General features: G+C 69.2%; 24 protein-coding genes. 8 read left to right on the plus strand and 16 right to left on the minus strand.

The genetic code is table 11. From position 1 onward, the window contains the following. Positions 1-129: 129 nt before the first annotated feature. Together L3Q65_RS44175 and L3Q65_RS44180 are read left to right on the plus strand one after the other, a co-directional pair. The gene (locus tag L3Q65_RS44175) at positions 130-588 is read left to right on the plus strand and encodes a carboxymuconolactone decarboxylase family protein (protein ID WP_182892302.1); all 459 of its coding nucleotides are present in this window, start codon (positions 130-132) and stop codon (positions 586-588) included. Continuing rightward, complete coding sequence (locus L3Q65_RS44180; RefSeq protein WP_182892301.1) at positions 585-1325, plus strand: isocitrate lyase/phosphoenolpyruvate mutase family protein; 741 nt, start codon at positions 585-587, stop codon at positions 1323-1325. Before L3Q65_RS44175 ends, L3Q65_RS44180 begins: the two co-directional genes overlap by 4 nt. A gap of 56 nt (positions 1326-1381) precedes the next feature. On the opposite strand, the gene L3Q65_RS44185 is transcribed toward L3Q65_RS44180, so the two are convergent. From L3Q65_RS44185 to L3Q65_RS44235, 11 genes are all read right to left on the minus strand, one after another. Then, positions 1382-3013, minus strand: coding sequence for a cation acetate symporter (locus tag L3Q65_RS44185; protein WP_182892300.1), 1632 nt, complete (start codon positions 3011-3013; stop codon positions 1382-1384). Beyond that, complete coding sequence (locus L3Q65_RS44190) at positions 3010-3360, minus strand: DUF485 domain-containing protein (protein ID WP_182892299.1); 351 nt, start codon at positions 3358-3360, stop codon at positions 3010-3012. Before L3Q65_RS44190 ends, L3Q65_RS44185 begins: the two co-directional genes overlap by 4 nt. A 72-nt stretch (positions 3361-3432) precedes the next feature. Continuing rightward, a complete protein-coding gene (locus L3Q65_RS44195) occupies positions 3433-5145 on the minus strand; it encodes a cation acetate symporter (protein ID WP_182892298.1) in 1713 nt (570 codons plus the stop codon). Between the two features lie 74 nt (positions 5146-5219). After that, complete coding sequence (locus L3Q65_RS44200) at positions 5220-5570, minus strand: hypothetical protein (RefSeq protein WP_067583425.1); 351 nt, start codon at positions 5568-5570, stop codon at positions 5220-5222. An 82-nt stretch (positions 5571-5652) separates the two neighbouring features. Further along, positions 5653-6408 carry a LytTR family DNA-binding domain-containing protein gene (locus L3Q65_RS44205; RefSeq protein WP_037811898.1) on the minus strand — a complete coding sequence of 252 codons (756 nt, stop codon included), beginning with the start codon at positions 6406-6408 and terminating at the stop codon, positions 5653-5655. Continuing rightward, positions 6405-7454, minus strand: a complete 1050-nt coding sequence (locus L3Q65_RS44210) for a sensor histidine kinase (protein ID WP_182892297.1) — start codon at positions 7452-7454, stop codon at positions 6405-6407. Before L3Q65_RS44210 ends, L3Q65_RS44205 begins: the two co-directional genes overlap by 4 nt. Positions 7455-7555: 101 nt before the next feature. Next, a complete protein-coding gene (locus L3Q65_RS44215) occupies positions 7556-8557 on the minus strand; it encodes an ABC transporter substrate-binding protein (RefSeq protein ID WP_182892296.1) in 1002 nt (333 codons plus the stop codon). Between the two features lie 31 nt (positions 8558-8588). After that, entirely contained in the window at positions 8589-9632 is a 1044-nt protein-coding gene (locus L3Q65_RS44220; RefSeq protein ID WP_182892295.1) for an ABC transporter permease, read from the minus strand. A 70-nt stretch (positions 9633-9702) separates the two neighbouring features. Continuing rightward, on the minus strand, positions 9703-10467 hold the full coding sequence (locus L3Q65_RS44225) for an ATP-binding cassette domain-containing protein (protein WP_182892294.1): 765 nt from the start codon (positions 10465-10467) through the stop codon (positions 9703-9705). Positions 10468-10472: 5 nt separating this feature from the next. Beyond that, complete coding sequence (locus L3Q65_RS44230) at positions 10473-11510, minus strand: class I mannose-6-phosphate isomerase (RefSeq protein WP_182892293.1); 1038 nt, start codon at positions 11508-11510, stop codon at positions 10473-10475. Beyond that, positions 11507-12490 carry a LacI family DNA-binding transcriptional regulator gene (locus L3Q65_RS44235; protein ID WP_182892292.1) on the minus strand — a complete coding sequence of 328 codons (984 nt, stop codon included), beginning with the start codon at positions 12488-12490 and terminating at the stop codon, positions 11507-11509. Before L3Q65_RS44235 ends, L3Q65_RS44230 begins: the two co-directional genes overlap by 4 nt. Positions 12491-12809: 319 nt before the next feature. Here L3Q65_RS44235 and L3Q65_RS44240 point away from each other — a divergent pair, with 319 nt between their 5' ends. The 3 genes from L3Q65_RS44240 (at position 12810) to L3Q65_RS44250 (ending at position 19203) form a co-directional block, all read left to right on the plus strand. Then, positions 12810-16058: a GH92 family glycosyl hydrolase gene (locus L3Q65_RS44240; protein ID WP_237598302.1), complete on the plus strand. Its 3249-nt coding sequence runs from the start codon at positions 12810-12812 to the stop codon at positions 16056-16058. Between the two features lie 74 nt (positions 16059-16132). Next, entirely contained in the window at positions 16133-18520 is a 2388-nt protein-coding gene (locus L3Q65_RS44245; protein ID WP_237598303.1) for a GH92 family glycosyl hydrolase, read from the plus strand. Between the two features lie 314 nt (positions 18521-18834). After that, on the plus strand, positions 18835-19203 hold the full coding sequence (locus tag L3Q65_RS44250) for a DUF3817 domain-containing protein (protein ID WP_037811885.1): 369 nt from the start codon (positions 18835-18837) through the stop codon (positions 19201-19203). Between the two features lie 51 nt (positions 19204-19254). Here the strand turns inward: L3Q65_RS44250 and L3Q65_RS44255 are convergent, their stop codons facing one another. Next, positions 19255-19755, minus strand: a complete 501-nt coding sequence (locus L3Q65_RS44255) for a MarR family winged helix-turn-helix transcriptional regulator (protein WP_182892290.1) — start codon at positions 19753-19755, stop codon at positions 19255-19257. A 71-nt stretch (positions 19756-19826) separates the two neighbouring features. Between L3Q65_RS44255 and L3Q65_RS44260 the strand changes: the two genes are divergently transcribed. Beyond that, positions 19827-20132, plus strand: a complete 306-nt coding sequence (locus L3Q65_RS44260; RefSeq protein WP_182892289.1) for a thiamine-binding protein — start codon at positions 19827-19829, stop codon at positions 20130-20132. 1 nt (position 20133) lies between these two features. Here the strand turns inward: L3Q65_RS44260 and L3Q65_RS44265 are convergent, their stop codons facing one another. Continuing rightward, complete coding sequence (locus L3Q65_RS44265) at positions 20134-20541, minus strand: hypothetical protein (protein WP_237598304.1); 408 nt, start codon at positions 20539-20541, stop codon at positions 20134-20136. A gap of 155 nt (positions 20542-20696) precedes the next feature. Here L3Q65_RS44265 and L3Q65_RS44270 point away from each other — a divergent pair, with 155 nt between their 5' ends. Then, positions 20697-21623: a tetratricopeptide repeat protein gene (locus L3Q65_RS44270; protein ID WP_237598305.1), complete on the plus strand. Its 927-nt coding sequence runs from the start codon at positions 20697-20699 to the stop codon at positions 21621-21623. 46 nt (positions 21624-21669) lie between these two features. Here L3Q65_RS44270 and L3Q65_RS44275 read toward each other — a convergent pair whose 3' ends face one another. Then, positions 21670-23112: a neutral zinc metallopeptidase gene (locus L3Q65_RS44275; protein ID WP_182892286.1), complete on the minus strand. Its 1443-nt coding sequence runs from the start codon at positions 23110-23112 to the stop codon at positions 21670-21672. Positions 23113-23240: 128 nt separating this feature from the next. Between L3Q65_RS44275 and glgP the strand changes: the two genes are divergently transcribed. Beyond that, positions 23241-25784: an alpha-glucan family phosphorylase gene (gene glgP / locus L3Q65_RS44280; RefSeq protein ID WP_182892285.1), complete on the plus strand. Its 2544-nt coding sequence runs from the start codon at positions 23241-23243 to the stop codon at positions 25782-25784. A gap of 105 nt (positions 25785-25889) precedes the next feature. On the opposite strand, the gene L3Q65_RS44285 is transcribed toward glgP, so the two are convergent. Together L3Q65_RS44285 and L3Q65_RS44290 are read right to left on the minus strand one after the other, a co-directional pair. Continuing rightward, positions 25890-26285: a rhodanese-like domain-containing protein gene (locus L3Q65_RS44285; protein WP_182892284.1), complete on the minus strand. Its 396-nt coding sequence runs from the start codon at positions 26283-26285 to the stop codon at positions 25890-25892. Beyond that, positions 26282-26827: a cysteine dioxygenase family protein gene (locus tag L3Q65_RS44290; RefSeq protein WP_237598306.1), complete on the minus strand. Its 546-nt coding sequence runs from the start codon at positions 26825-26827 to the stop codon at positions 26282-26284. The genes L3Q65_RS44285 and L3Q65_RS44290 overlap by 4 nt, the downstream gene beginning before the upstream one ends. Between the last annotated feature and the right edge of the window lie 59 nt (positions 26828-26886).

Here is a 26886-nt window from a genome sequence, read left to right on the forward strand (position 1 = left end):
ATCAGGCGCGCGACCCGAACTGGTCTTGTCCCGCAGCGTTCTCCCTTGACCGAAGCGCGCTGACTGGCCCACGGGACCCACCTCGAACTGGACCACCCGCCTAGGCCAATCCCGATTAGCGTAATCGGCATGACGAAGCGAATCGCGCTCGCCACCGGCGGGTTGTATCAAGCGATGTCCCACCTGCAAGGCGAGGTGAAGAAGGCCAGCGCGAACGCGGGGCTCGACGTGAAGCTCATCGAGCTGGTCAAAATGCGCGCGTCGCAGATCAACGGATGCGCTTACTGCCTCGACATGCACGCGGCGATGGCCGTCGAAGCCGGGGAATCGCCGCGACGGCTTTTCGTGCTTGAGGGATGGCGCGAGACCGAACTGTTCACCGAGCAGGAACGCGCCGCGCTCGCGTACACCGAGGCGATGACCCTCATCTCGGACCACAAGGACGTTCCCGAAGACGTCTACGCCGAGGCGGTCCGCGTGTTCACCGAGGACCAGTACCGCGCGCTCGCGTGGTGCGTCGTCGCCATCAACACCTGGAACCGGCTCATGGTCGCGAGCCACGCCGAGTTGCCGGAGCGTGCGGAGTGAGCGCTGAGCTGCTGCGGGCGCTGCATGTGCCCGGGAAACCGTTGATCCTGCCGAACGCTTGGGACGCGGATACCGCGAAGGCAGTGGAAACCGCCGGATTCCCGGTGGTGGCAACGAGTTCCGCGGCGGTCGCGGCGGCGCTCGGGAAAGCGGACCACGAAGGCGCGTCGGCGGACGAGATGCTCGCCGCGGCCAAGCGGATCGCGGACGCGGTGGCGGTGCCGGTGACCGTGGACGCCGAGGCCGGTTACGGCTTGGCTCCGGCGGACCTCGCTGCCCGGCTGAAGGAAATCGGTGCGGTCGGCTGCAACGTCGAGGACACCGACCATGGCAAGGGCGCGCTGCGACCGGCGGCGGAGCAAGCGGAGTGGCTCGCCGAGCTGCGCCGGGCGGCTGGTGACGGGCTGGTGGTCAACGCGCGCGTGGATTCGTTCCTCGGGGCAACGGACGAACAAGCCGTGCTCGCCGACGCCGTGGCTCGCGGGCGCGCGTATCTCGAAGCCGGGGCCGACTGCGTCTACCCGATTCTCGTGCGTTCGCCTGAAGTGCTGGCCGAATTCGTCCGTCAGGTGGGCGGTCCGGTCAATGCTTCGGCGCTTCCCGGCGGTCCGGGGCTGGCCGGGCTTGCCGAACTGGGGGTAGCCCGGATTTCGCTGGGGGCCGGGTTGTGGCGGTATCTCCGCCGGGTGCTGGAAGGCGCGCTCGAAGGGATCGCGCAGGGGAAGCTGCCGTCGTGAAAACCGCTGGGCGCCGCGGCGAAAGCGGCGCCCAGCGGTTTTCGGCGGGGCAAAACTCAGTGCTGCACGGCCTTTTCCGCGCCAGCGCCGGTCAGCGCCCGTACTTCCATTTCGGCGAACTTCGCCTTGTCGTGTTCCTTCGACAGGATCGTGCCCAGCCAGCCGAGGATGAACGCGATCGGGATCGAGACCAGACCCGGGTTGTCGAGCGGGAACCAGTGGAAGTCCACGCCCTGCAGCATCGACGCGCTCTTGCCCGTCTTCGGGTCGACCGGCTTCCCGGAAACGGCGGGCGAGAACACGATGAGCACGATCGTCACGATCAGCCCGCCGTAAATGCTCCACAGCGCGCCCTGGGTGTTGAACCGCTTCCAGAACAGCGAGTACAGAATCGTCGGCAGGTTCGCCGAAGCCGCCACCGCGAAGGCCAGCGCCACCAGGAACGCGACGTTCTGCCCGTTCGCCAGAATGCCGCCGAGAATCGCGACGATGCCGATCACCACGGCGGTGATCCGCGCGACGCGGACCTCCGAACCGGTGTTGGCCTTGCCCTTCTTCAGCACGTTCGCGTAGACGTCGTGCGCGAACGAGGCGGACGCGGTGATCGTCAATCCCGCGACCACGGCGAGGATCGTGGCGAACGCGATCGCCGAGATCAGCCCGAGCAGGACCGGGCCGCCGAGGTTCAGCGCCAGCAACGGAGCCGCGGAGTTCACGCCGCCGGGCGCCTTCTTGATCGCGTCCGGCCCGACCAGCGCGCCCGCGCCGTAGCCGAGCACCAGAGTGAACAGGTAGAACACGCCGATCAGGACGATCGCCCACACCACCGAACGACGCGCCTCGCGCGCGGTCGGCACCGTGTAGAAGCGCATCAGCACGTGCGGCAGGCCCGCGGTGCCCAGCACCAACGCGATGCCGAGGGAGAAGAAGTCCAGCTTCGTCGTGCCGTCCTTGCCGTACTGCTTGCCCGGTCCGAGCAGCGCTTCGCCGGCCTGGCCTGCTTTGTCGACCGCGCCTTGCAGCAGCGAGGAGAAGTTGAAGCCGTACTTGCCGAGCACCCACAGCGTCATGGCGAGCGCGCCGACGATCAGCAGCGCCGCTTTGATGATCTGGACCCAGGTGGTGCCCTTCATGCCGCCGATCAGGACGTAGGCGATCATGATCACGCCGACCACCGCGATCACCAGCGACTGTGCGGCCTTGCCGTCGATGCCCAGCAGCAGCGCGACCAGCCCGCCCGCGCCCGCCATCTGCGCCAGCAGGTAGAAGAACGACACCACGAGCGTCGAAATCGCTGCCGCCGCGCGCACCGGACGCTGTTTCATCCGGAACGCCAGCACGTCGCCCATGGTGAACTTGCCGGTGTTGCGCAGCAGTTCCGCCACCAGCAGCAGCGCGACCAGCCACGCCACCAGGAAGCCGATCGAGTACAGGAACCCGTCGTAGCCGTACACCGCGATGGCGCCGGCGATGCCGAGGAACGACGCCGCCGACAGGTAGTCGCCGGAGATCGCGATGCCGTTCTGCGGCCCGGTGAACGCGCGGCCCGCCGCGTAGTAGTCCGACGCGGTCTTCGTGTTGCGGCTCGCGCGGAACACGATCACCAGGGTGATGACCACGAACAGCGCGAAGATCGTGATGTTGAGAGTCGGGTTGCTGCCCTCGACGCTCGCGGCGAGCGTGCTCATGCGCCCTCCTTCGCCGGGTTCTCGATGTCGTCCTTGATCCGCTCGGCGAGCGGGTCGAGGTTCTTGTTGGCGTAGCGCACGTACAGCCACGTGATGAGGAACGTGGACACGAACTGCAGCAGCCCGAAGAGGAGGCCGACGGTGAAGTTGCCCGCGATCTTCGTGCTCATGAAGCCGTGCGCGTAGTCGGCGAGCAGGACGTAGAGCAGGTACCAGGCGAGGAACAGTCCGGCCATCGGGAACACGAACCGGCGGAGCCTGCCGCGGAGTTGGCGGAACTCGGCGCTGTCGTGCACCTGCTCCCAGGTCGAGTCCGGCGGGGCGCCGGACGGGTCGCCTGCGCTCATGGGATCTCCCTTGTGCGACGCTGCGGATGTGGTCCGCGACACAGTAGGGAGGACTCCGAGCCAGGGAAACCGTCAGCGGCTCAAACGCCTCGCCGCGCGACGAACGGTTGACGAACGGTCACCGGAAGCGGACGAAGGGCGTTCGTCGAGGTGCAGCCGCAGCATCGCGGCCCCGGCCCAGGACGGTGGGCGCCCGCGCAGTGACACCGTGATCATCACGCCGAAGGCGAGCGGTACCGACCAGGGTGCCGGTTGCGAGACCAAGATCGCCACCCAACCTTGCATCGAGGGGCCGGCCAGCGCGAACAGGATTGACCCGGACGAGGCGGCCAGCCCCGTCAGCACTCCGGCGATCGCGCCCGCCGCGGTGAGCCGCTGCCACCAGATGCCGAGCACGAGCAGCGGGCAGAACGTAGACGCGGCGACGGTGAACCCCCAGGTCACCAGCACTCCGGCGTCGAGCCGCGCGGACGGCAGCGCGAGCAGCACCATCGCGATCGCGGCGAACACGACCGTCACCCGCAGCCGGCGCAGGCCACCGGGCATCAGGTCGTAGGCGAGCGCGCCGGACATCACCAGCAGCAACCCGAGCGACGTCGCCAGAAACGCCGCGAACGCGCCCGCGGTGAGCAAAGCGGTGAACAACTGCCCTGCCCAGCTGTGGTCGACTTGCGAGGGGAGCGCGACGACCACGGTGTCGGTGTTGCCGGACAAATACAACTGCGGCACGAGCACCCGGCCGAGGACACCGTAGATGCCGGGGAAAAGGTAGAAGACCCCGAGCAGCGCCACGGTGATCGCGGCGGTGCGGCGCGCGGCGCGACCGTCCGGACTGGTGTGGAAGCGCATCAGGACGTGGGGGAGACCCATCGTGCCGAGGACGGTCGCGATGAGGACCGCCCAGGTGCCGAGCAGCGGGTATCCCTTGTCGATTTCCAGCAGCGGACGCTGCCAGTCCGGCCCGCCGAGCGCGACCTCTCCGCTGACGCCGGGGACTTGTGCACCGGCGGCGAAGGTGAGCTGTTCTCCCTTGTGCACCACCAGTTGTCCGGGCGGAACTGTGCCGCGGTCCTCGATCGCGGTGGGTTCGCGGAAGGTCAGGGTGACGTCGTGGTCGAACTGCACCGGGGTGGCGTGCGAGAAGCGGGTGAACTCGACCGGGTGGAGGCTCGCGTCGCGGGTTTCGGCGCCGATCTGGAGCACCAGCCACAGCGCGGGAACGAGGAAAAGCACGAGTTTCAGGAAGAACTGGAACGCCTGGACGTAGGTCGCCGCGCGCATCCCGCCGAGCGCGAGCGTGACGCTGACCGCGGTGCCCGCGATGACCACGCCGACCCAGTACGGCGTCCCGCCGACCGCGGTGAGCACCAGCCCGGCGGTACGGAATTGCGGGACTACGTAGATGGTTCCGATCACCAGCACGACAACCGCGGCGAGACGGCGTAGCGCGGGGGAGGCGAGGCGCGCTTCGGCGAAGTCGGGGACGGTCAGCGCGCCGGATCTGCGCATGGGCGCGGCGACGAGGACCAGCATCGCGACGTATCCCGCGGTGAAGCCGACGGGGTACCAGAGCGCGCCGACGCCGTCCTTCACCATGAGCCCGGCGACGCCGAGGAATGATGCGGCGGAGAGGTATTCCCCGGAGACGGCGGCGGAGTTGACGAAGGGCGAGATTCGCCGGGACGCCACCAGGAAGTCGGACGTGGTGCGCATGGCGGCGACCCCGCGCACGCCGATGAGCAGCGTGACGAGGACGACCGGCGCTACCGCGAGCGCGATGTCCATCTATCCGGCCCCGCCCCTCCGGCCCGCTCCGGTTGCGCACCCAATGTGGCATTGGGGCGCAAGCGCTGGGCCGCTCACCGATCGTCCTCGATCTTCTCCGCTCGCCGCAGCTGCCACCACGAGAGCCCGGCCAGCACCGGGTACGGCAAGACCGCGATCAGCAGCCAGGACAGCGGAATTCCCCACAACCGCACGCTGTCCAGCGACGGGGCGAGCGAGAACAGCACCGGCAAACCCAGCACCAGCACGAACATCGCGACCAGCGCGGGGATTCCGCGACGGCGCTGGATCCGGTACAGCACCGCCGCGCGTTCGGCTTCCGGCGCGCGCAGGCGGGGCATCCGCCACCGGCCGCGTTCGAGGCGCCGCGACCGGGCGAGCCTCGTCTGCGGACTGGTAACGGCGACGCGTTTGGTGCGGCTCACCGGACCTCCCGCGCAACGCTCGTGAGTGCTGGCGCCGGTTCTAACCGGCATTGCCACTCACGAGCCGCGCAGCACAGGCGGCTCACCGGGTGCTCCCGAGTTGCCCGCGCTGCGCCGCTTCCAGCAAACGGTCCCGGAGATCGCGTGCGTGCCGTCGGCTCACCGGCACGTCACCAGCCTCGGTGTGCGCCAGCAATCCGCCCGTCGTATCGCTTCGCAGTTCCAGCACCGCACTCACCGCAAGCAGGAATCCGCGGTGCACGCGGGTAAATCCAGTGCCTTCCCAATATTCTTCGAGCCGCGAGATCGGCATTCGTACCGGATGCACGCCACCGCGAGTGTGCAGCCGGACGTAGTCGCCGTTGGCTTCGGCGAACAGCACGTCGTCGCGGCGGACATACCGGGTGCGGCCGCCGGAATCGACCGGCAGCGCGGCCATCGCGTCCGGAGAGGACTGTCGACGGCCGCTCGGCACCAAGCGAGTCACCTTCGCCAGCGCGGCGGAAAGCCGTTCCGTGCGCACCGGCTTGAGCAGATAGTCGACCGCTCCGATGCCGTACGCGGTCACCGCGTGCCCGTCGTGTGCGGTGACGAACACGATCACCGGCGGTTCGGACAGTTTCGCCAGCAGCGACGCGAGTTCCAGCCCGTCCAAGCCGGGCATGGAAATGTCGAGGAAGACCGCGTCGAAATGGTCTGCCTGCAACAGTTTCAATGCCTTCAGTGCGTCGCTCGCGCCGACGACCTCGCCGACCTCCGGCGCCTCACGCAGCATCCGGCACAGTTCGTCCAATGCCGGCGCGAGATCGTCGACCGCCAGCACCCGCAGCCCGCTCACGGCAGCACCCCCGGCTGGAACCGCGGCACGCGCAATACGACGCGGGTGCCTTCGCCGACCGCCGTCTCCACGGTCAGCCCGTACCAGGCCCCGTAGACCGTGCGCAATCGTCTGTCCACATTGGCCAGTCCGAGCCCGGTGCCGTCGCCGCTGCCCGCGAGGATGGCCGCGGCGCGCTCGGGCTCCATGCCGACCCCGTCGTCCTCGACGCTGATCACGCAGTCGTTCCCTTCCGCCTGTCCGTGCACCTGGACGAGCCCGGTGCCCGACCGCGGCTCGATGCCGTGCCGGATCGCGTTTTCCACGAGGGGTTCGAGTACCAGGTACGGCACCGCCACCGCAAGCACCTCCGGTGCGACCCGCACCTGCACCTTGAGCCGTTCGCCCAGCACCGCGCGCTGCAGCGCGAGATACGTTTCCACCGCGCGGAACTCCTCGGCGACGACGGTGTACTCGCCGTGCCTCGACAGGCTGTAGCGGGTGTAGTCGGCGAAATCGAGCATCAGATCGCGGGCCCGGTCCGGTTCCGAGCGGACGAACGACGCGATGACGGTGAGTGCGTTGTAGACGAAGTGCGGGGACATCTCCGCACGGAGCGCCCGGAGTTCGGCTTGCGCGGCTTGGTCCGCCGAAGCTTCGAGCCGGCCCCGTTCCAAAGACTGGACGACCAGGTCCGCCGCCTGCCGTGTCACCGCGCCGGGGACCTCGCCGACCAGCAGCAACGCGCCCGCCAGTTCGTCGTGGACGTGCAACGGAACCGCTGTCACGCCACGCACGGTGATCGGCTCTTCCTGGTGCAGCACGTCGTCCAGGATTTGGGACACGGCGTCGTCGGCGCCGGGGCGGCCAGACCACATCAGGGTGCCGGACAGATCGGACAGCCCCAGCCCGGCGACGTCGAACAGCCGTCGCAGACCGTGTGCGGCGCGTCGGGCGCGGACGCCGGAAAGGCCGTCTTTCAGGTCGTCGGCGACTTTCCGCGCCGCGCCGAGCACGCCGACGGCGTCCGGGCGGGAGCGCCACGGCAGCCGGGCACTCTCGGTCATCGACGAGCCTCCCCTCGGGTACCTGGGGGAGTAGATACTAGCGCCGAACACGGCGAAGGGGACTTTCCGTGCGGAAAGTCCCCTTCGCGTCGAGCCTGAGATTAGCAGCTCTGCTTGTAGAAGTACTTCGAATTGGCGTCCAGGTCGTCCTTGGTGATCGAGTGCAGTTGCGCGGTCAGGTCCCGTTCGGTCGGCTTGCCCTCGAGCGCGGCCACCGCCTGATCGACGCCCTTGGTGCCGATCTGCGCCGGGTCCTGCGCGATCAGCGCCTGGTACTCGCCCTTCTTCAGACCGTCCACTTCGGACGGGCTGGCGTCGAAGCCGACGAGGTTGACCTTGCCGATCTTGCCCGCGTTGCGCAGGCCGGTCGCCGCGCCCTCGCCGGTGTTGAGGTTGGTGGCGAAGATGCCGACGAGGTCCGGTGTCGAGGCCAGCGCCGCGGTCACCTTCGACGCGGCCTGATCCGGTTCGTTCTGGGTGAACTGGATGCCCACCGACTTGAGGTTCGGATGGTTCTTCAGCTCGTCCTCGAACCCCTTCGCACGGGCCGCGGTGGTGGAGGTGCCCGCGATGGTGTCGAGGACCAGCACCGAACCCGGCTTGTCGCCGACGAGCTTCGCCATCGTCTGCGCGGCGAGCTTGCCGCCCTCGGCGTTGTCCGAGGAAACCGACGACACCGCGACGCTCTTGTCCTTGAGCGAAGTGTCGACCTCGACGATCTTCGTGCCGCGGTTGTGCACCTGCTGGATCGGCGCGAGCATCGCCTGGTCGTCAGTCGGCGCGATGAGCAGCGCGGCGGGCGGGTTGGAGCCCATCGCGTTGACGATCGACGTCTGCATGGCCGCGTCGAACTTCTGCGGCGCCTGCGTGGTCAGCTCGTAGCCGAGCTTCTTCGCTTCTTCCTGCGCACCGCACTGCATCGAGATGTAGAACGGCTCCGCCTGCACGCCCGGCACCAGCGCGAGTTTCTTGCTGTTCGCGGAGTCGCCGCCGGGCTTGTCCCCGGACCCGCTCTGTCCCACCTGCCCGGACCCGCACGCGGCCACCAGCATCGCCGCGGACGCGAGCGTCCCCGCGGCGAGGACGGTCTTGCTGAATTTCATCGTAAGCACCTCTTTGTACTCGGGGACCGATTCAGCGGGAGTTGCGCTTGCGGCGGCGGCGCTGGTCGAACCAGACCGCCGCGATCAGGACCGCGCCGACCGCGATCATCTGCCAGAAGTCCTGCACGTGCGTGATGTTGAAGCCCTTCTTCAGCACGGCCGGGATGAACACCCCGATCACCGTGCCCAGCATCGAGCCGACGCCGCCGAACAGGCTCGTGCCGCCCATCACCGTCGCGGAGATGGCGTTGAGATTGTCGTTGGTGTGCGCCGAGATCGTGGTCGACGCGTAGTACGCCAGCGACATGAAACCCGCGATCCCGGCCAGGAAACCGGTGAGCAGGTACACCTTCAGCAGGTGCGCGGTCACGCCGATGCCCGACCGCCGCGCCGCCTCGGCGTTCGAGCCGACGGCGAACGTGTACCGGCCGAACCGTGTGGTGTGCAGCAGCCACGCGCCGATCAGCGTGATCACCACGGCCACCAGCACGAGGTTCGGGACCCCGCCGAACGACGTGCCGTAACCGAGGGTCTTGTTCAATTCAGTGGGCACGCTGCGCACGTCCGACCCGCCGTTGAGCAGGTACGACACGCCGAGCGCGGCGCCCATGGTGCCGAGCGTGACGATCAGCGGCGGGATGCCCGCCACCGCGATGAGGAACCCGTTGATCAGGCCCCAGATCGTCCCCGCGAGCACCGCCGCGACGAGCCCGACCGTGATGACGCCCCAGCCGGCGTGCGAGGCGTCGCCGCCGCTGAGGGATTCCATGGTCTTGCCCGCGACCATCCCGGCGAAGATCAGCACCGACCCGACCGAGAGGTCGATGCCGGAGGTGATGATCACGAACGTCATGCCGACCGAAAGCACCAGCAGCACGGACGTTTCGATCAGCAGCGTCTGGAAGGTGAACAGCGTCGCGAACTCGGCGGGCGCGATGGCGGTGAAGACCGCGATCAGCGCGATCAGCACCAGTGCGATCCAGAATGTGTTGGCCCCGACGAGCCGTTTTCCCAGCGGAGGCTTGACGAACTCGCCGTCCACCGCGGTCTGGATGTCCTTGACCGGTGCGCTCATGCCGCCTCCTGTGTCTTGCGGGATACCCGCACCCAGTCGGCGGCAAGAGCAGGCTGGCGCGATTGTGTGCTCATACCGCCTCCTCCTGGACCAGCGCGCCGGTCATCGCCGCGACCAGATCCTCGAGTTTCGTGTCCGCACCGGCGAACCTGGCGACGCGCTTGCCCCGCATCAGCACCTCGACCCGGTCCGCCACCGAGAGCACCTCGGGCATGTTGTGGCTGATCAGCACCACCGCGATGCCCTTGTCGCGAACCTTCTTGATCACGTCCAGCACGCGTTCGCGCTGCCGCACGCCGAGCGCCGCGGTCGGTTCGTCCATGAACACGACCTTCGACGCCCACGCCACCGACCGCGCCACCGCGACGCTTTGCCGCTGCCCGCCGGACAACGAGCCGATCGACACCTCGGTGCTCTGCAGTTCGACGCCGAGCTTTTCGAACTCGGCGACCGCTTGGCGGCGCATCTCCGCCTTGTCGAGCATGCCGAGCTTGCCGAGGATGCCCTTGCGCGGGATTTCCCGGCCGAGGAAGAGATTCGCCGCCGGGTCGAGGTCCGGGGCAACGGCGAGATCCTGATACACCGTCTCGATGCCTGCCCGGCGCGCGGCCACCGGCGAATCGAAATGGACTTCCTCGCCCTCGAGCAAGATCCGGCCCGACGTCGGTTGTTCAGCCCCGGACAGGCACTTCACGAGCGTGGACTTGCCCGCGCCGTTGTCGCCGATCAGTGCGGTCACCTCGCCCGCGCGCGCCTGGAAAGACGCGCCGCCCAAGGCTTCCACCGATCCGTAGTGCTTGGTCAGGTCCACCGCTTCGAGCAGGATCTCGCTCATCGGCGCTAACTCCTTTCCGGGGCGGGCGGACGGCAGCGGACGACGGTGAGCGAGCCGGACAACTCGGTCTGGCCCGCGGAGAACGGCACCGCGTAGGTGTCGCCCTTCGCCACCGGGAACTCGCCGCCGCGCTCGGTGCGCAAGGCGCCCTCGCCGTCGAGCGCGACGAGCACGCTGAACGACGGGTCGAGCGAGAAAGCGTTGCCGGACAACTGAATGCGGTCGGCGCGGAAGAACTCCGCCGAGGCCGGCGCGAGCAAGTCCACTGTGGTCGCTTCGTCGCCGGAGGTGTGCTTCACGATCGTCTTGAGCCGGTCTTCGTCCCAGCCCGAGGTGTCGAGCGTTTCGATCGCGGTGTCGAAGCCGATGCCGAGGTGGCCCTTTTCCGGCGAGGCGAGGAAATCACGCCACTCCAGGGTCAGCGAGAAGTCTGTCGGCTGCTGGAGTTCGACCACGAACACGCCCTCGCCGATCGCGTGCGGCAGCCCGGCCGGGATGTAGACCGTGTCGCCCGCCTGCACCGGGATGCTGTTGAGCGCGCCCAGCATGCTCGGCGCGTCCTGTTCGCGGGTCCATTCGGCGACGGTTTCCTTGCTCAGCGTCTCCCGGAAACCGGGGTACACGCGCGGGTCGTCGCCGTAGGTGCCGACCACGATCCACGCCTCGGTCTTGCCGAAGTGCGAGTCGAAGTGCTTGCGGGCGAACGAATCCGTCGGGTGGAAGTGCACCGGAAGCCGCTGTCCGGCGTCGAGCAGCTTGACCAGCAGGCCGGTCGAGTCGCCGAGTTTGGCGACGTGCGCCGCGCCCAGCCACGCGTCCGGGTCGCCGCCGACCGCGTCGCGCAGCCAGATCCCGCTGGGCAGCTTGGTGAGACCGTTGGTCTCCTGGCCGAACATGGTGGTGACGGAACCGACCCAGTCCTCCGGCCCGAACTTCGAGTCGGTGCCGCTGGCGCCGCGCAGGGCGGCGATCGCGTCGCCGCCCCGGTAGAACTGCGGCGGCTGGTTGGCCGGGAGCGCGACCGGCTCGAGGTGCTTGGTCACAGGGCGGCCTCACCGGAACCGCGGGCGACTAGGTGCACGGGCAGAACTACCTTTCTCGGGGCGGACTGATCTCCCTGGATCCGGGCGAACAGCAGCTCGGCCGCTGCGTGCCCGAGGGCGCTGACGTCGTGGGCGATCACGGTGACCGGCGGGTCGAGCAGATCCGCCAGTTCGAAATCGTCGAAGCTCACCAGCGCGGGCCGGTGCTCGGCGTGCGCGAGCGTGCGCAGCAGGTGCACCGCGACCCGGTTGTTGCCCGCGATCACGGCGGTGGCCGGATTCGGCCCGCCGACCAGCTTGCGCACCGCGTGGCCGACGGTTTCCGGCGTCGGCGTCTGCATCGCCACGAGGCTCTCGTCGTAGGAGATCCCGTTGCGCACACAGCCTTCCCGGAACCCGCGCAGGCGTTCGGCGGCGGTGAAGATGTCCGGGCTGTCGCCGAGGAACGCGATCCGCCGGTGGCCGTGCCGCACGAGGTGGCCGACCGCTTCGATGGTGCCGCCGAGGTTGTCGACGAGCACGGTGTCCGCCACGATGTCGCCGGCCGGGCGGTCGAGGAACACCACCGGCGTGCCCGCGCGCATCTCCGGCACGAGATACCCGTGCTGCAGCCCGGCGGGCACGATCAGCAGCCCGTCCACGCGCCGCGCGCAGAACTCCAGCGACAGTTCGCGCTCGCGGTCGGAGTTCTCGCCGGACGATCCGGTCAGCACATGTCTGCCGAACGACGTCGCGATCCGTTCCACCGCGCGGTTCAGCTCGGAGTAGAAGGGGTTGCCGACGTCCTCGACGACCAGGCCGATGGTGCCGGTGGTCGAACCGCGGCGCAGGTTGCGGGCGCCGAGGTTCCGGCGGAACCCCAGCTGTTCGATCGCGGCCACCACGCGCTCGGCGGTGTCCGGATGCACCGCGGGCTCGTCGTTGACGACCCGCGACACCGTTTTGATGCTGACGCCGGCCAGCCGGGCCACATCGCTCATCGTGGCCCGCCTGCTGGCGGGGCGGGGAAGCCCGTCCGCGTCCCGGCCCGAGTGAGACAACGTTGTCATAATGCGGGGGATTGGACACCATCCGCGCCCGCGCTGTCAATGGCCGCGGGCGCACGCTGCCCGCTTCGCCGAATGCGCTGGTGCGGATGGTGGACATCGTTGTCTCGAATCGGACAGGCTCTCACCTCGGTCTTGACGATCCGGTGAGCCATTGCCGAAGGTAGCCCGCATCGACGGTGCGCGACAAGGTTGTCATCGATGCCTCGACGGCTGGTGACGGCGGATTCGCGCCGGAACAACTGGAGAGGCGATGGCGATGGCGCGAGCGCGCTGGAGAGCCGGACTGATCTTCCTGACATCCGCGGTCGTGGCGGCGGTGGCCCCGGCCGCCCCGGCACTGGCCGATCCCGCGGCGAGCGCCGCGAAGACCGCCGACCCCGCGAAGTGGGTGAACCCGTTCGTCGGCACCCGGCCCGGCGGCGCGGACCACGGAACCGGCGGCGGCGCGGGCAACACCTTCCCCGGCGCGGTCGCGCCGTTCGGGATGGTGCAGTGGAGCCCGGACACGAAGAAATCCCAGCCGGGCGGCTATTTCTACGACGACAACACGATCACCGGATTCAGCCTCACGCACCTTTCCGGCGCGGGCTGCACCACTTATCAGGACCTGCCGTTCATGCCATACGTCGGCGAGATCAGCACGTCGCCCGCGACCGACCCGGGCCACTACACCTCGACCTTCTCGCATCAGAACGAGCACGCGACCGCTGGCGCGTACGACGTCGCCCTGGACAACGGCGCGAAGGTCGAGCTGAGCGCGACGCAGCGCACCGGTTCCGGCCGCTTCACCTACCCGGCGGGCGCGGCGTCGACGTTGCTGGTCAACACCTCCGGTTCGGTCAACGGCACCGACGACGCGTCGATCAGCATCGGCAAGGACACCATCAGCGGCTGGGCGACCAGCGGCCGGTTCTGCGGCGCGAAGAACACATACCGGGTCTATTTCTCGGCGAAGTTCGACACCCCGTTCGAGTCCGTCGGGACGTGGAAGAACGGCGCGGTGACGCCGGGCAAGACCGCGGAGACCGGCGGGGCCAAGGCGAAGGTCGCGCAGCCCAACGGGATCGGCTCGTCGATGGCGCGCCCGGCGGCGGCGAAACCGCAGGACACCACGGTCAGCGGACCGGGCAGCGGCGGGTACGTGACGTTCCCGAATCTCAACGGCGCGCAGGTCAACGTCCAGGTCGGACTGTCCTTTGTGTCCGTCGACGGGGCGAAGGCGAACCTGAAGGAGGAGAACAACGGCAAGCAGTCGTTCGACGCGGTGGCGGCGTCCGCGCGGAAGGCGTGGAACGACCAGCTCGGCAAGATCCAGGTCAGCGGCGGCAGCGACGCCGACACCACGACGTTCTACACCTCGCTGTACCACTCGCTGATCCAGCCGAATGTGTTCTCCGATGTGGACGGTCGCTACCCCGGTTTCGACGGCCGGATCCACCAGGCCGAGCGCGGGCACGCGATGTACACCAACATCTCCGGCTGGGACATCTACCGCTCAGAAGCCCCCTTGCTGGCCACGATCGCGCCGAAACAGACCTCGGACCTCGTGCGCTCGATGATGGCCTTCGCCGAACAAGGCGGTTCGTGGGACCGCTGGACGGTGGCGAACGACTACACCGGCGTGATGAACGGGGATCCGTACCACATCATCGTTTCCAGCGCTTACGCGTTCGGTGCGCGCGATTTCGACGCGCAGAAAGCGTTGCTGCTCATGATCAAGGGTGCGACGCAGCCGACGCAGGGCTACACCGAACGCCCGGGTCTGCAGGACTACCAGCGGCTCGGCTACGTGCCCGGCGCGGCGGCGGACACCCTGGAGTACACGAGCGCGGACTTCGCCATCGCCCAGTTCGCGAAGCGGCTCGGCGACAGCGCCACGTACACCACGTTCATGAAGCGCGCGCAGTACTGGCAGAACCTCTACAACCCGGGCAGCGGACATCTTCAGCCGCGCAACGCGGACGGTTCCTTCTCCGGGAACTACGACCCGGCGAGCTCGCAGGGCTGGGTCGAGGGCAACGGCGCGCAGTACGACTGGATGGTTCCGTACGACCTCGCCGGTCTCGTGACCGCCTTCGGCGGCAACACTGCCACGCAGTCGCGTTTGGACACGTTCTTCACCAAGCTGAACGCCGGAACCCATGAGCCGTACGCGTTCCTGGGCAACGAGCCGAACTCGAACGCGCCGTACGTGTACTCGTTCGCCGGCGCTCCGGCGAAGACGCAGAACATCGTGCGCCGGGCGATGGACGAGCTGTACAACCCGCGTCCGGAAGGCTTGATCGGCAACGACGACCTCGGGCAGATGTCGTCCTGGTACGTCTGGTCCGCGCTCGGCGTCTACCCGGAGATCCCGGGCCGCGCCGAAACCGTGCTGACCACGCCGCGCTTCGCGCACGCCGAGGTGACCACCGGGGCGGGCAAGAAGATCACTGTCAACGCTCCCGGCACCGGTGAGTACACCAGCGCCCTGCAGGTGAACGGCAGTGCGGCCGGCAAGGCATGGCTGTCGGAAGGGTTGATATCTCAGGGCGGCAAGCTGGACTTCACTCGCTCGACGACCGCGACCGCGTGGGGCTCCGCTCCGGCTGACGCGCCGCCGTCGTTCCGCGAGCAGGAGAAGCCGAGCCTGTCCTTTGTGGACCCGGCACGCGCGGTGGTGCCCGCCGGCACGACCTCGACCGCCTCGGTGGGCGTGCAGGATCTGTCCGGCGCCGCGAGGACCTGGACTTATTCCGCGGGCAGCGCGGACGGCATCACGCTGACCCCCGCGACCGGCTCCGTCCAGGTCCCGGCGGCGGGCAAGGGCCACGCTGACGTGACGGTGAGCGTTCCGGCGGGCACCTCCGACGGTCCGCGCCGGATCCCGGTCACCTTCTCCTCGCCGGGCCTCGCGGACGTCCAGGCGGTGCTGACCGTCCTGGTGGCGAAGCCGAACAGTTGGCTGGCCACGGTGAACAACACCGGTCTGTCGCCGGACGCGAACTCGGCGGCCGGGAACTTCGACGGCGGCGGCTGGAGCTACTCCGCGGACGCGCTGGCCAAGGCCGGCGCCAAGCCGGGCAGCACGGTGTCGAGCGACGGGCTGAACTTCACCTGGCCGTCGTACCCGGCCGGCGACCCGGACAACGTCGTGGCCTCGGGCCAGACGATCACTCTGTCCGGTTCGGGACGGCTCGCGCTGCTCGGCTCCGCCAGCAACGGCAACGCCCAGGGCACGCTCACCGTCACCTACACCGACGGCAGCAAGTCCACCGCCACCGTCGGATTCTCCGACTGGACCCTCGGCGGCGGCGGAGCGCAGCCGGCGTTCGGCAACCGGATCGTCCTGTCCACGCCGTACCGCAACTCCGCGGGCGGCGACCCGCAGCAGATCCGCACGATGGTGTTCGCCACCGCGCCGATCACGCTGGACGCGGGCAAAACCGTCGCGAGCGTGACATTGCCGAGCGGCGTCAGCGGCGGCTCGATGCACGTGTTCGCCATCGCCGCGGGCTGACCTTCCGTGAGGGGAACCCTGAAGGACTCAAGTCCTTCAGGGTTCCCCTCACGTACTTTTCCCAGAGGAGTCACATGAGGAGCAGGGTTCTGGCGGGCGCGATGGCGCTCGCTGTCACCGCGGCGGCGCTCACGCCGGTCGCGGCACAAGCGCGTCCGGCCGATCCGCTGGACGCGGTGAACACGTTCATCGGCACACAGGACGAGGGCAACACTTTCCCCGGTGCGTCCGCGCCGTTCGGCATGGTCCAATCCAGCCCCATCACCACGCATTACGCCGGATATCTCTACACCGACACGGCGATTCGCGGCTTCGGCCACTTCTTCCTGTCCGGAGCGGGCTGCTGGGAACAGGGCGGTCTGGTGTCCATGCTGCCCACCACTGGAGACATCGGCCCGGGCGCGGCGTTCGACACCAGCAAGCCCGCGACGTTCGACCAAGCCAAGTACGCCGCGCCGTATACGCACGAGGGTGAAGTCGGCAAACCCGGCTACTACAAGGTGCACCTGACCGGATACGGCGGCATCGACGTCGAAACCACCGCCAGCACGCGCAGCGGCGTCGAACGGTATTCCTTCGACAAATCCGGCCCAGCCAACGTTTTCGTGAACGTCGGACAGGCCAACGCGAAGGAGCCGGTCAGCGGCAGCAGTGTCCGGATCATCGACGACCACACCATCGCGGGCACCGTCGAATCGCAGGCCTTCTGCGGTGGCAAGCCCTACACCACTTACTTCACCACGAAATTCGACCAGCCGTTCTCTTCCTACGGCACGTGGTCGCCGGACGGCGGCACACCTGGAAGCCGTTCGGCACAAGGGGGCGCGGGCCTGCGCGGCGCGTGGCTGACCTTCCCGAAGGGCGGCCAGGTCACTGCCACCACGTCGATTTCCCAAGTGGACGCGCGCGGCGCGGACACGAACCTCGCCGCCTCGCGCGTCCGTCCGTTCGAGGCGGTGAAGAACGACGTCCAGCGTGACTGGCGCCGTGAGCTGTCCAGTGTGGACATCACCGGCGGCGCCCCGGACGACCGCACGGTCTTCTACACCTCGCTCTACCACGCCTTCCTGCAACCGCTGACCGCCAACGACGCCGACGGCCGGTACTACGGCTTCGACAAGAAGATCCACCGAGCGATCGGCTGGACGTACTACGACTTCTTCTCCCTCTGGGACACTTATCGCTCGCAGAACCAGTTGCTGGCCCTGCTGAAACCGGACCGGGCCCGCGACGTCGCGAAGAGCATCCTCGCCATCCACGACCAAGGCGGCTGGCTCCCGCGCTGGGCGTACGCGAGCCAGGAAACCAACACCATGACGGGCGACCCGGTCACGCCGTTCCTCGTCGACCTGTGGCGGTTCGGCGCGCTGAGCGGCGACGAAATGCACGCCTACCAAGCGCTGCTGCAGAACTCCCGCGAAATCCCGCCCGCGTCGTCGCCGTTCCAAGGCCGCTCCGGCAACGCGAGCTACCAGGCCGGCGGATTCGTCCAATACGACCCGAACTTCCCGAAAAAGGGCCAGGACACCGACCCGGCACACGGCGCGTCCGCGACCCTCGAATACGCCCTCGCCGACTGCTCCCTCTCGGTGATGGCCTCCGCGCTCGGCCGTAAGCAAGACGCGAAGCAGCTGGCCGCCAAGGGCCGGACGTACGCGACGCTCTGGGATCCGTCGGTGACCGACCGCGGCTTCACCGGCTACTTCCGCCCGAAGGTGACCGGCGGCAGCTGGTACACCCCGGCCGACGGCCCGTACAGCCCGCAAGGCCAGGACGGCTTCCACGAAGGCACCGCGTGGCAGTACCAGTGGCTGGTGCAGCAGGACGTGCCCGGCCTGGTCGCGAAGATGGGCGGTGCGGCCAACGCGGGCAAACGGCTCGACGACTTCTTCGCCTACGACGACCTGGTCAAGGATCCGGCGAAGACCGCGCACGAGAAGTGGGTCGTCGGCCCGTACGACTACTACAAGCAGTTCCGCTACAACCCCAACAACGAGCCCGATCTGCACTCGCCGTGGATGTACACGCTCACCGGACAGCCGTGGAAGACCTCCGCGGTGGTGCGGGCCGCGCACACGCTGTTCACGAACGCCCCCAACGGCGTCACCGGGAATGACGACCTCGGCACCATGTCCGCCTGGTACGTCTTCAGCGCCCTCGGCCTCTACCCGGCTGTCCCGGGCACCGGCAACTTCGTGCTCAACGCGCCGCGGTTCGCCAAGTCCGTGCTGCACCTGCCGAACGGCCGCGACTTCACCATCAACGCGCGCGGCGCGAACGGGGCGCAATTGCAGTACGTCTCCGGGCTGCGCGTCAACGGCACGGCGTCGGACAAAACGTTCGTCAGCCTCGAACAACTGCGCCGCGGGTCCACTCTGGACTTCTCGCTGACCGGCGACGCATCGAAGGCCACGTGGGGAACGTCACGCTTCTCCGCACCGGCTTCTCCTTGTGCCGGTTAGTGATCGCAGCAGGACAGTCGGTGAAGACCGCCTCCCGGATCCTGGGATCGGGAGGCGGTCTTTCCCGTTAACCGGGCATTTCCCGCCCGTTTCCGCCCCCTGTCCGGAATTGGTGCAGACCTTTGCCCTGATCGCTCGTGACCAGAGTCACGGGCCCCGGTGTTCCGGTGAGGCCGGTCACGCCTCACACTGGTCTCATACTCGTTCGACAGCGCTGTTGACGCCAGGCGGTTTCCGTCCGCCTTGGACAGTCGCGTCGGACGTGTTTTTGTGTGTGCAGTCAGCACGCACCGGGTGACGCACAGGAGGATGTCGTGTCCAGCAAGGCCGCTCTCGTGTTCCGCGTGGCCGCAGTCGCCGAGGCTCTGTCCTGGCTCGGCTTGCTGATCGGGATGTTTCTCAAGTACGTCGTCGACGCGTCTAACGAGGGCGGCGTGCCCGTCCTCGGCATGGTGCACGGCGTCGTCTTCGCCCTGTACGTGATCGTCTCCCTGTCCGTCGCCAAGCCGCTGGGCTGGCGGGGCAAGACCCTGGTGCTGGCGCTGCTCGCGAGCATCCCGCCGCTGTTCACCTGGCTGTTCGAGAAGTGGGCCCTGCGCAACGGCAAGCTCGACGGCCCGCAGCGGCTGACCCACGGCGGCGTCGGACTCTTCGTCCGCGCGCAGGAGCCGGTCGGCGTCTGATCTTCCGCTTTTCCCGAAGGGCCCGTGCGAACCGCGCGGGCCCTTCGCGCGTCACGAGGTGAAATCGCCCGCCGACTTGCGCACCTTGGTGAGCAGTTCGGTCAGCTGCTCCACCTGCCGCTCGGTGAGCCCGGTGAGCCCGAAGTCGATGCCGGTGACCGCGGCGGTGGCGGTTTCCCGCAGCGCGCGCCCCTCGTCGGTGATCTCGACGAGCGTCGTGCGCCGGTCGGTGGGATGCGGCACGCGCTTCACGAGCCCGTCGCGCTCGAGCCGGTCCACTATGTTGGTGACGCTGGTGGGATGCAGCTGCAGCCGTTCGCCCATCACCCGCATCGGCAGCCGCGCGTTGCGGGAGAAGGTGAGCAGCACTAGCGCCTCGTAGCGGGCGAAGGTGAGGCCGTGCGGCTTGAGAGCGCCGTCGACCGCCGACTGGATGATCTGCTGCACCCGCATCACACCGGTGACCGCGGCCATGGTTCCGGCCGGGCCGATCCGGTCTTCCCACAGCTGCGCGGCACGGGCGATCGGATCGAACGGCAGCGGACGGTTCATGGCAACCGAAGCTACCAGCGGGTACCCCGGTCGTGGGGGTCGCCCTGCGAGAACAGGGAAAGGAAAGCCGCATGATCGTCGCGTTCAGCGTGAGCCCCTCGGCGGGAGAACCGGACGGCGGAGTGAGCGAGGCCGTCTCGCGCGCGGTGAAGGTGGTGCGCGAATCGGGGCTGCCGAACTCGACCAGCTCCATGTTCACGGAGATCGAAGGCGACTGGGACTCCGTGATGGCAGTGGTGAAGAAGGCAGTGGAAGCCGCGGGCGAGGGCTCGGCGCGCGTCGGGCTGGTGCTGAAGGCCGACATCCGCCCCGGCTACGACTCGGGCCAGCTCACCGCGAAGGTCGAGCGGGTGGAAGCGCATCTGCGCGAGGGCTGAGCTAGGGAATCGGCGGGGTGAAGGCGATGGTCCAGCGTCCTTTGGCGCTGGTCACGGCGAGCCGATAGCTGAACTGCTCGCCCGCGCCGGTCTTCCCGCGCACAATAACCGTGGTCGGCGCGCGCTCGTCCGGCGCGAGCTGCACCGAGATGTCGCGCGCGTTCCCGTCCTTGAGGACGCCGACGTAGTCCTTGGCAAGGTCGTCCCCGCCGGATCCGGGGACGTCGAAGAGCCCGGCGAGCGCGTCCGCGTCCCGTCCGCTCAGCGCGGCGGTCAGCTCCGTGCGCAGTTCCGGCGGGGACGCCGCGCCGGGCGGGTCCTGGTGCGCGACGGATGCCGTGATGCTGGCGATCCACGCCACCGCGACCACGACGGCGACGGCCACCGTGACGTTGCGCCGGCTGAGCATCCTGCGGCCTCCTCGTTGTCCTCGCGCAGAGCATGCCTCAGCGGACTGCTCATGCCAAAAGCGAACCTCGGGGCTGCCGCTGAACTCTCGCGGCGAGGCGTGCCAGGATGGAGGGCGTGACACACCCACGCGGATCTGCAGCGAACTCAGCGGCCATGTCCGCCGCGTTGTCCGGCGCGGTCGACCTGTCCGCGCTCAAAGCCAGGGCGGAGGCGTCCCGGAACCAGCCGCCGTCGACGGCGGGGGCAGGACAGCCGGGCGGCACTCCGGCCCCGTCGTCGGACACGGTGCTCGAGGTCACCGAGGCGACCTTCCAGTCCGTCGTCGAACTTTCCCTCAACCAGCTCGTGGTCGTCGACCTGTGGGCCGGGTTCTCCGAACAGTGCCAGCAGCTGACCGCCGTGCTGGAGCGGCTCGCGGGCGAGAGCGGCGGCGCCTGGGTGCTCGCGAAGGTCGACGTCGAGGCCAACCCGCGCATCGCGCAGGCGTTCGGCGCGCAATCGGTCCCGACCGTGGTCGCGATCGCCGGCGGCCAGCCCGTGGACGCCTTCTCCGGCGCGCTGCCGGAGCCGGAGATCCGCAAGTGGCTGGGCTCGCTGCTCGACGCCCTGCGCGACCGCCTCCCGGGCATCCGCGCCGCCGAGGAGGCCCGCGGCCCCGTGGAGGAGCCGGAGGACCCGCGCTTCACCGAGGCCGAGGAGGCCTTCGAGCAGGGCGACTACGCCGCCGCGCAGGCCGCGTACGAGCGCATCCTGGACGCCGAACCGGCCAACGAGCTGGCGAAGAACGCGCTGGCCCAGGTCAAGTTCACCGCCCGCGCCGAAGCCGCCGACCCGAGCGCCCGCGAGAAGGCCGAAGCCGACCCGAAGGACATCGACGCCCAGCTCGCGGCCGCTGACCTGGACATCGCCGAGCAGGACGTCGAAGGCGCGTTCCGCCGCCTGGTCGACGTCGTCCGCCGCACTGCCGGGGACGATCGCAACCGCGTCCGCGAACACCTGGTCGCGCTGTTCGAGCTCTTCGACCCGTCGGACGAGCGCGTTGGGAAGGCCCGCCGCGACCTGGCGAGCGCGTTGTTCTGAGCCGACGAAAAAGGGCCGCACCGGAACGGTGCGGCCCTTTCCGCTGTCAGGGGTACTGCTTCGAGCAGGAAGACGACCCCTCGAGGTAGCCGCGGCGCAGCGCCTCGACCCGGTCGAACCCGCTGTCCGGCCGCTCCCCGTTCACGTTCGCCGACACCAGCCCGTCCGGCCGGAGCAGATCCGCGATCGCCTCGTCCAGGTCTCCGGACGACAACTTCAGCTTCACCCCGCCCGTCGGATGATTCGAGAACGCCGCCCAAGCCCCCACCAGGCACGCGGTCCGCAACCCGGCGTTAGGCGTATCGATCGACGCCCCCACGCCCTTCTGGACCCCGATCGCGTACCGCGACGCCAACTCGGCGAAGGCGGCGAAGTCGCCCAGCCCGCCGCCGGCCCGGCCGGCCATCTCGGCTTCCTGGTCCACCGGCTCGGCCAGCTTCTCCAGCGCCCGCTGATCGAAGGTCACCGTGTTGTCGTTGGGGCAATAAGACGCGGGCGGCGTGCTCGGCCCGCCAGGGCAGCTCCCCGGCCCGGCCCGGAACTGCGGCCCCTGCACGCCCGCGCCCTTGAACGCCTCGTCAAGGCTGGCCTTCAGATCCGTCACCGTCTGCTCGCCGAACCGGGTGTCGCCCTTGCCCTTGTCGCCCGAGTCGAACGGCCGCTCAGTCAACCGCTTCTGCACGTTCTGCGCGTTCATCCCCGCGCATTCCTTCGGCCCCTTCTCGAACCCGGCCTGGAACGCGTACGTCCGGTCGAACGCCGTGCCGTGCGCCTGCCGGTCCGTCGCGCTGGTCCCGGCCTGGTCGCGGATGAAGAACATCGCGGCCAGGATCTGGTCCAGCCCCTCCGCGGTCGACACCCGGTAGAACTTGCTCTTGTCCTCGGCGACCCACCGGAAGTACCCGCCGGCGAAGCAGTCCGCCTGCTGTTCCTTCACGACGGTGGGCGTCGACTTCGAAATCCCCGCCGTCGCCCCGAGCCGGTACTGGATCGCGTGGCCGAACTCGTGCGCCAGCACGGTCACCACCGACATCGGCCCGAACCGCTTGCGCAGCATCGGCAGCAGCACGCCGCGGTCCCACGCCACCGAATCGTCGCCCGCGCAGTAGAAGGCGTTCACCAGCTGCTTGACGCTGCCGCACGCGGTGTCCTCGGTGTCGCGCTTCGAGTCGTAGGACAGCAGCGATTTGACCGGCTCGAACCGCTTGCCGCCGAACTCCGCGGGCAGCGCCTCGGTCCAGTACGCCTGCACGTCCGCGATCGCGGCGGTGGCGAGCTGGTCGTCCTCGCCGCCGCTGGCGTTCTTGACCCGCAGATCCGGCCGCGGCGCGTCGGTCCGCAGCCCGCTCTCGAAGTGCGTGACCGGCAGCCCGGCGACGTTCCCGGCGCCCGGTGTCGCCGGAGGAGCCTTGTCCCCGCACGCGGCCGTCCCCAGCACGGTCGCGGCGACCAGCGCGACCAGCGCGTACCGGCGTCCCCCTCGGCTCATGTTCCCTCGTTCCCATCCGCGTCCCGACAACGAACCCGGACATTACTGACCCGGATGGCGCAACGCGCGGACAATCCCCGAAGTGGGGTGCGAGCGCGCGCGAAGCGAGCCGGATATCGTCGCTGACCATGCGTGCAGTCCGCCGGTTCACCGTCCGCGCCAGCCTGCCCGAGCCGCTCGCCGGGCTCGGCGCACTCGCGACCAACCTTCGCTGGACCTGGCATCCGCCGACGCGCGACCTGTTCGCCTCGATGGACGCCGAACTCTTCAACAAGATCCGCGACCCGCTGCGCATGCTCACCGCGCTGCCGCCGGAACGGCTCGAAGAACTGGCGAAGGACGAGGACTTCCTGAACCGCACCCGCGAGGCCGCGGCCGGGCTGGAGCGCTACCTCACCGAACCGCGCTGGTACCAGCGGCGCACCGATGACGGCCTGCCGCGGGCGGTCGCGTACTTCTCGATGGAATTCGGGGTCACCGAGGCGCTGCCGAACTACTCCGGCGGCCTCGGCGTGCTCGCCGGCGACCACCTCAAGGCGGCCTCGGACCTCGGCGTCCCGATGGTCGGTGTGGGCCTGCTGTACCGGTCCGGCTACTTCCGCCAGGGCCTGTCGCTCGACGGCTGGCAGGTCGAGCACTACCCGGTGATCGACCCGAACGCGTTCCCGCTGGAACTGGTCACCGAGGACGGCCGCCCGGTGCTGGTCGAGGTCGCCATGCCAGGCGGGCGCGACCTGCGCGCGCAGATGTGGCGGGCCCGCGTCGGCCGGATCCCGCTGCTGCTGCTCGACACCGACATCGAGGCCAACGACGAGGACCTCCGCTCGGTCACCGACCGGCTGTACGGCGGCGACGCCGACCACCGGATCCGGCAGGAGATCCTGGCCGGCATCGGCGGGTTCCGCGCGGTGCGGAAGTTCTGCGAGCTGACCGGGCATCCGCAGCCGAAGGTGTTCCACACCAACGAGGGGCACGCCGGATTCCTCGGGCTGGAGCGCGCCCGCGAGATCATCCAGTCCGACGGGCTCGCCTTCGACGAGGCGCTGCCCGCGGTCCGCGCCGGCACCGTGTTCACCACGCACACACCGGTCAGCGCGGGCATCGACCGCTTCCCGGTCGACCTCGTGCAGCGCTACTTCTCCGACGGCAGGCTCGTCCCGGACGTCGACGTCCGCCGCGTGCTGCAACTCGGCGCGGAGGACAACCCCGGCCTGTTCAACATGGCGCACATGGGGCTGCGTCTGGCACAGCGTGCAAACGGTGTCTCCGAGCTGCACGGCCGCGTCACGCGCCGGATGTTTTCCCGCCTGTGGCCCGGTTTCGACGACGCCGAGGTGCCGATCGCGTCGATCACCAACGGCGTGCACGGGCCGACGTGGGTGGCGCGCGAGCTGAGCGCGCTGCTCGGCGGCAACCACGAGGAGTTCGGCCACGAGGGCCGCACGCCGGACAGTTCGCTGCGCGACGGCGTCAGCGACCAGCAGCTGTGGGAACTGCGCCGGGAACTGCGCGAGAAGCTGGTCGGCGAGGTCCGGCGGCGGGTGCGGGCGGCGTGGATGCAGCGTGGCGCCTCAGCACTGGAACTGGGCTGGACCGACCGCGTTTTCGACCCGGACGTGCTGACCGTCGGCTTCGCCCGCCGCGTGCCGACGTACAAGCGGCTCACGCTGATGCTGCGCGACCCGGACCGGCTGCGCGCGCTGCTGCTGGACGAAAAACGGCCGATCCAGATCGTGATCGGCGGCAAATCGCATCCCGCCGACGAGAACGGCAAGCAGCTGATCCAGCAGATCGTGCGGTTCGTCGACGACCCCGCGGTGCGCCACCGCATCGTCTTCCTGCCGGACTACGACATGTCGATGGCCCGCTACCTCTACCGCGGCTGCGACGTGTGGCTGAACAACCCCGTGCGGACACTGGAGGCGTGCGGCACGTCGGGCATGAAGTCTGCGCTCAACGGCGGCCTGAACCTGTCCATCAAGGACGGTTGGTGGGACGAGTGCTACGACGGCTCGAACGGCTGGGCGATTCCTACGGCGGACGGCGTCACCGACCCGCTCCGCCGCGACGACCTCGAAGCCGCGGCGCTGTACGACCTGCTCGGCCAGCAGATCGCGCCGCTCTACTACGACACCGGCGCGGACGGCGTGCCGACCGGCTGGCTCGCGATGGTCTGGCACACGCTCGAAACGCTGGGCCCGCGAGTGCAGGCGTCGCGCATGGTCCGCGAGTACGTGGATTCCGGCTACCTGCCCGCGTCGAGGATGGTCACCGCCGCCACCGACAACGGCCACCAGGGCGCGCTTTCGCTGGCCGACTACCGCACCAAACTGGAAGTCGCGTGGCCGCGCGTGCGGATCTTCGACGCCGAACTCCAGTACGACCACACCGAACGGCTCGTGGTGGGCACCGAGGTCACCATCCGCGCCCGGATCGACCTCGCCGGTCTCGAACCGTCCGAAGTGGACATCCAAGCCGTGGTGGGCCAGGTCGGCGACGGGGACGAACTCGCGGACGCGGTGCAGGTCCCGATGACGCCGGACGGAATCGGCGCGTTCGCCGCGACCCTGCGCCTGCCGCGCGCGGGCTCGGTCGGCTACACGGTGCGGGTGCTGCCGAAACACCCGCTGCTGGCGAGCCCGGCGGAACTGGCCCGCGTCGTCCTCGCCTGAGCAAGTTCGCGCCCCAATGCCACATTGGGTGCATCTGACGCACCCAATGTGGCGTTCGGTGCGCGGGACGCACCCAATGCCACATTGGGGCGCTCGCGCCCCAGCTCAATCGACCGCCGGGGTTCCGCCTTCCCGTACCGGCAGCCCAGCCGCCGCCCAAGCCCGGAACCCGCCCACGAGATCCGTCGCCTTGGCCAGTCCCAGCCGCTGCAAATCCGCCGCCGCCAGGCTCGACGCGTACCCCTCGTTGCACACCACCACCGCGACGGTCTCCGCCGAAACCCCAGGCAGCCGCCACTCGCTTTCCGGAGCCAGCCGCCACTCCAGGTGGATCCGCTCGACCACCACCGACCCGGGAATCTCGCCCTCGGCGAGCCGGTTGGCGTACGGCCGGATGTCGACGATCAGCGCGCCCTCGGCCTGCAAGGCGGCGGCGCGCGCCGGGTCCGCCCGGTCCAAGGCGGACCGGGCGTCGGCGAGGAAACCATCAAGTGCGGTCATGACCGCACAATGGCAGGAAGCGGCGGGATCTCGTTCGGCACGTCGGCGAGGCTCGTGTACTCGCGGGTCGGCACCAGCGGCGGCGAGTAGGCGTGCACGCTGGCCGCCGGTTCGCTGCCGACGCCGAGCACCTGGTGCGCGCGCCCGGCGCCGAAGCCGATGCCCTGCCCTGCGGTGTGCGTGCGGCGGCGCACCGGGCCGCCGGGGTAGCGGTACTCCTCGCCGAGTTCGCCTTGCAGCACGGTGAACGAACCCGACGCGCCGCCGTGGTCGTGCGGTTTCGTGTGCTGGCCGGGCAACCACGACAGCAGCCACAGTTCGACGCCGTCGGTCAGCGCCAGGCGCGCCCACCAGCGCTGGTCTTCGTCGAAGCGCAGGACGCCGCGCAGGCTGGTAGTCAGCTCGGTGGTGACCGTGCGGGTCAGGTCGGCCAGCTCGCGCGGCGTCCACAGCAGCCGCGCCGGGTGCAGCAGCTCGGGCAGCAGCGGGTCGGTCAGCTGGGGGTGGATTTCGACTTCCGGACGGACGATGGACGTGGTCAACGCGGGTGCTCCTGGTATGAGTCGGAAGATGCCGGGCACGAGGCGACGCGGCACGCCGA

Source organism: Amycolatopsis sp. FU40 (assembly GCF_021903635.1).
GTDB classification, from domain to species: domain Bacteria; phylum Actinomycetota; class Actinomycetes; order Mycobacteriales; family Pseudonocardiaceae; genus Amycolatopsis; species Amycolatopsis dendrobii.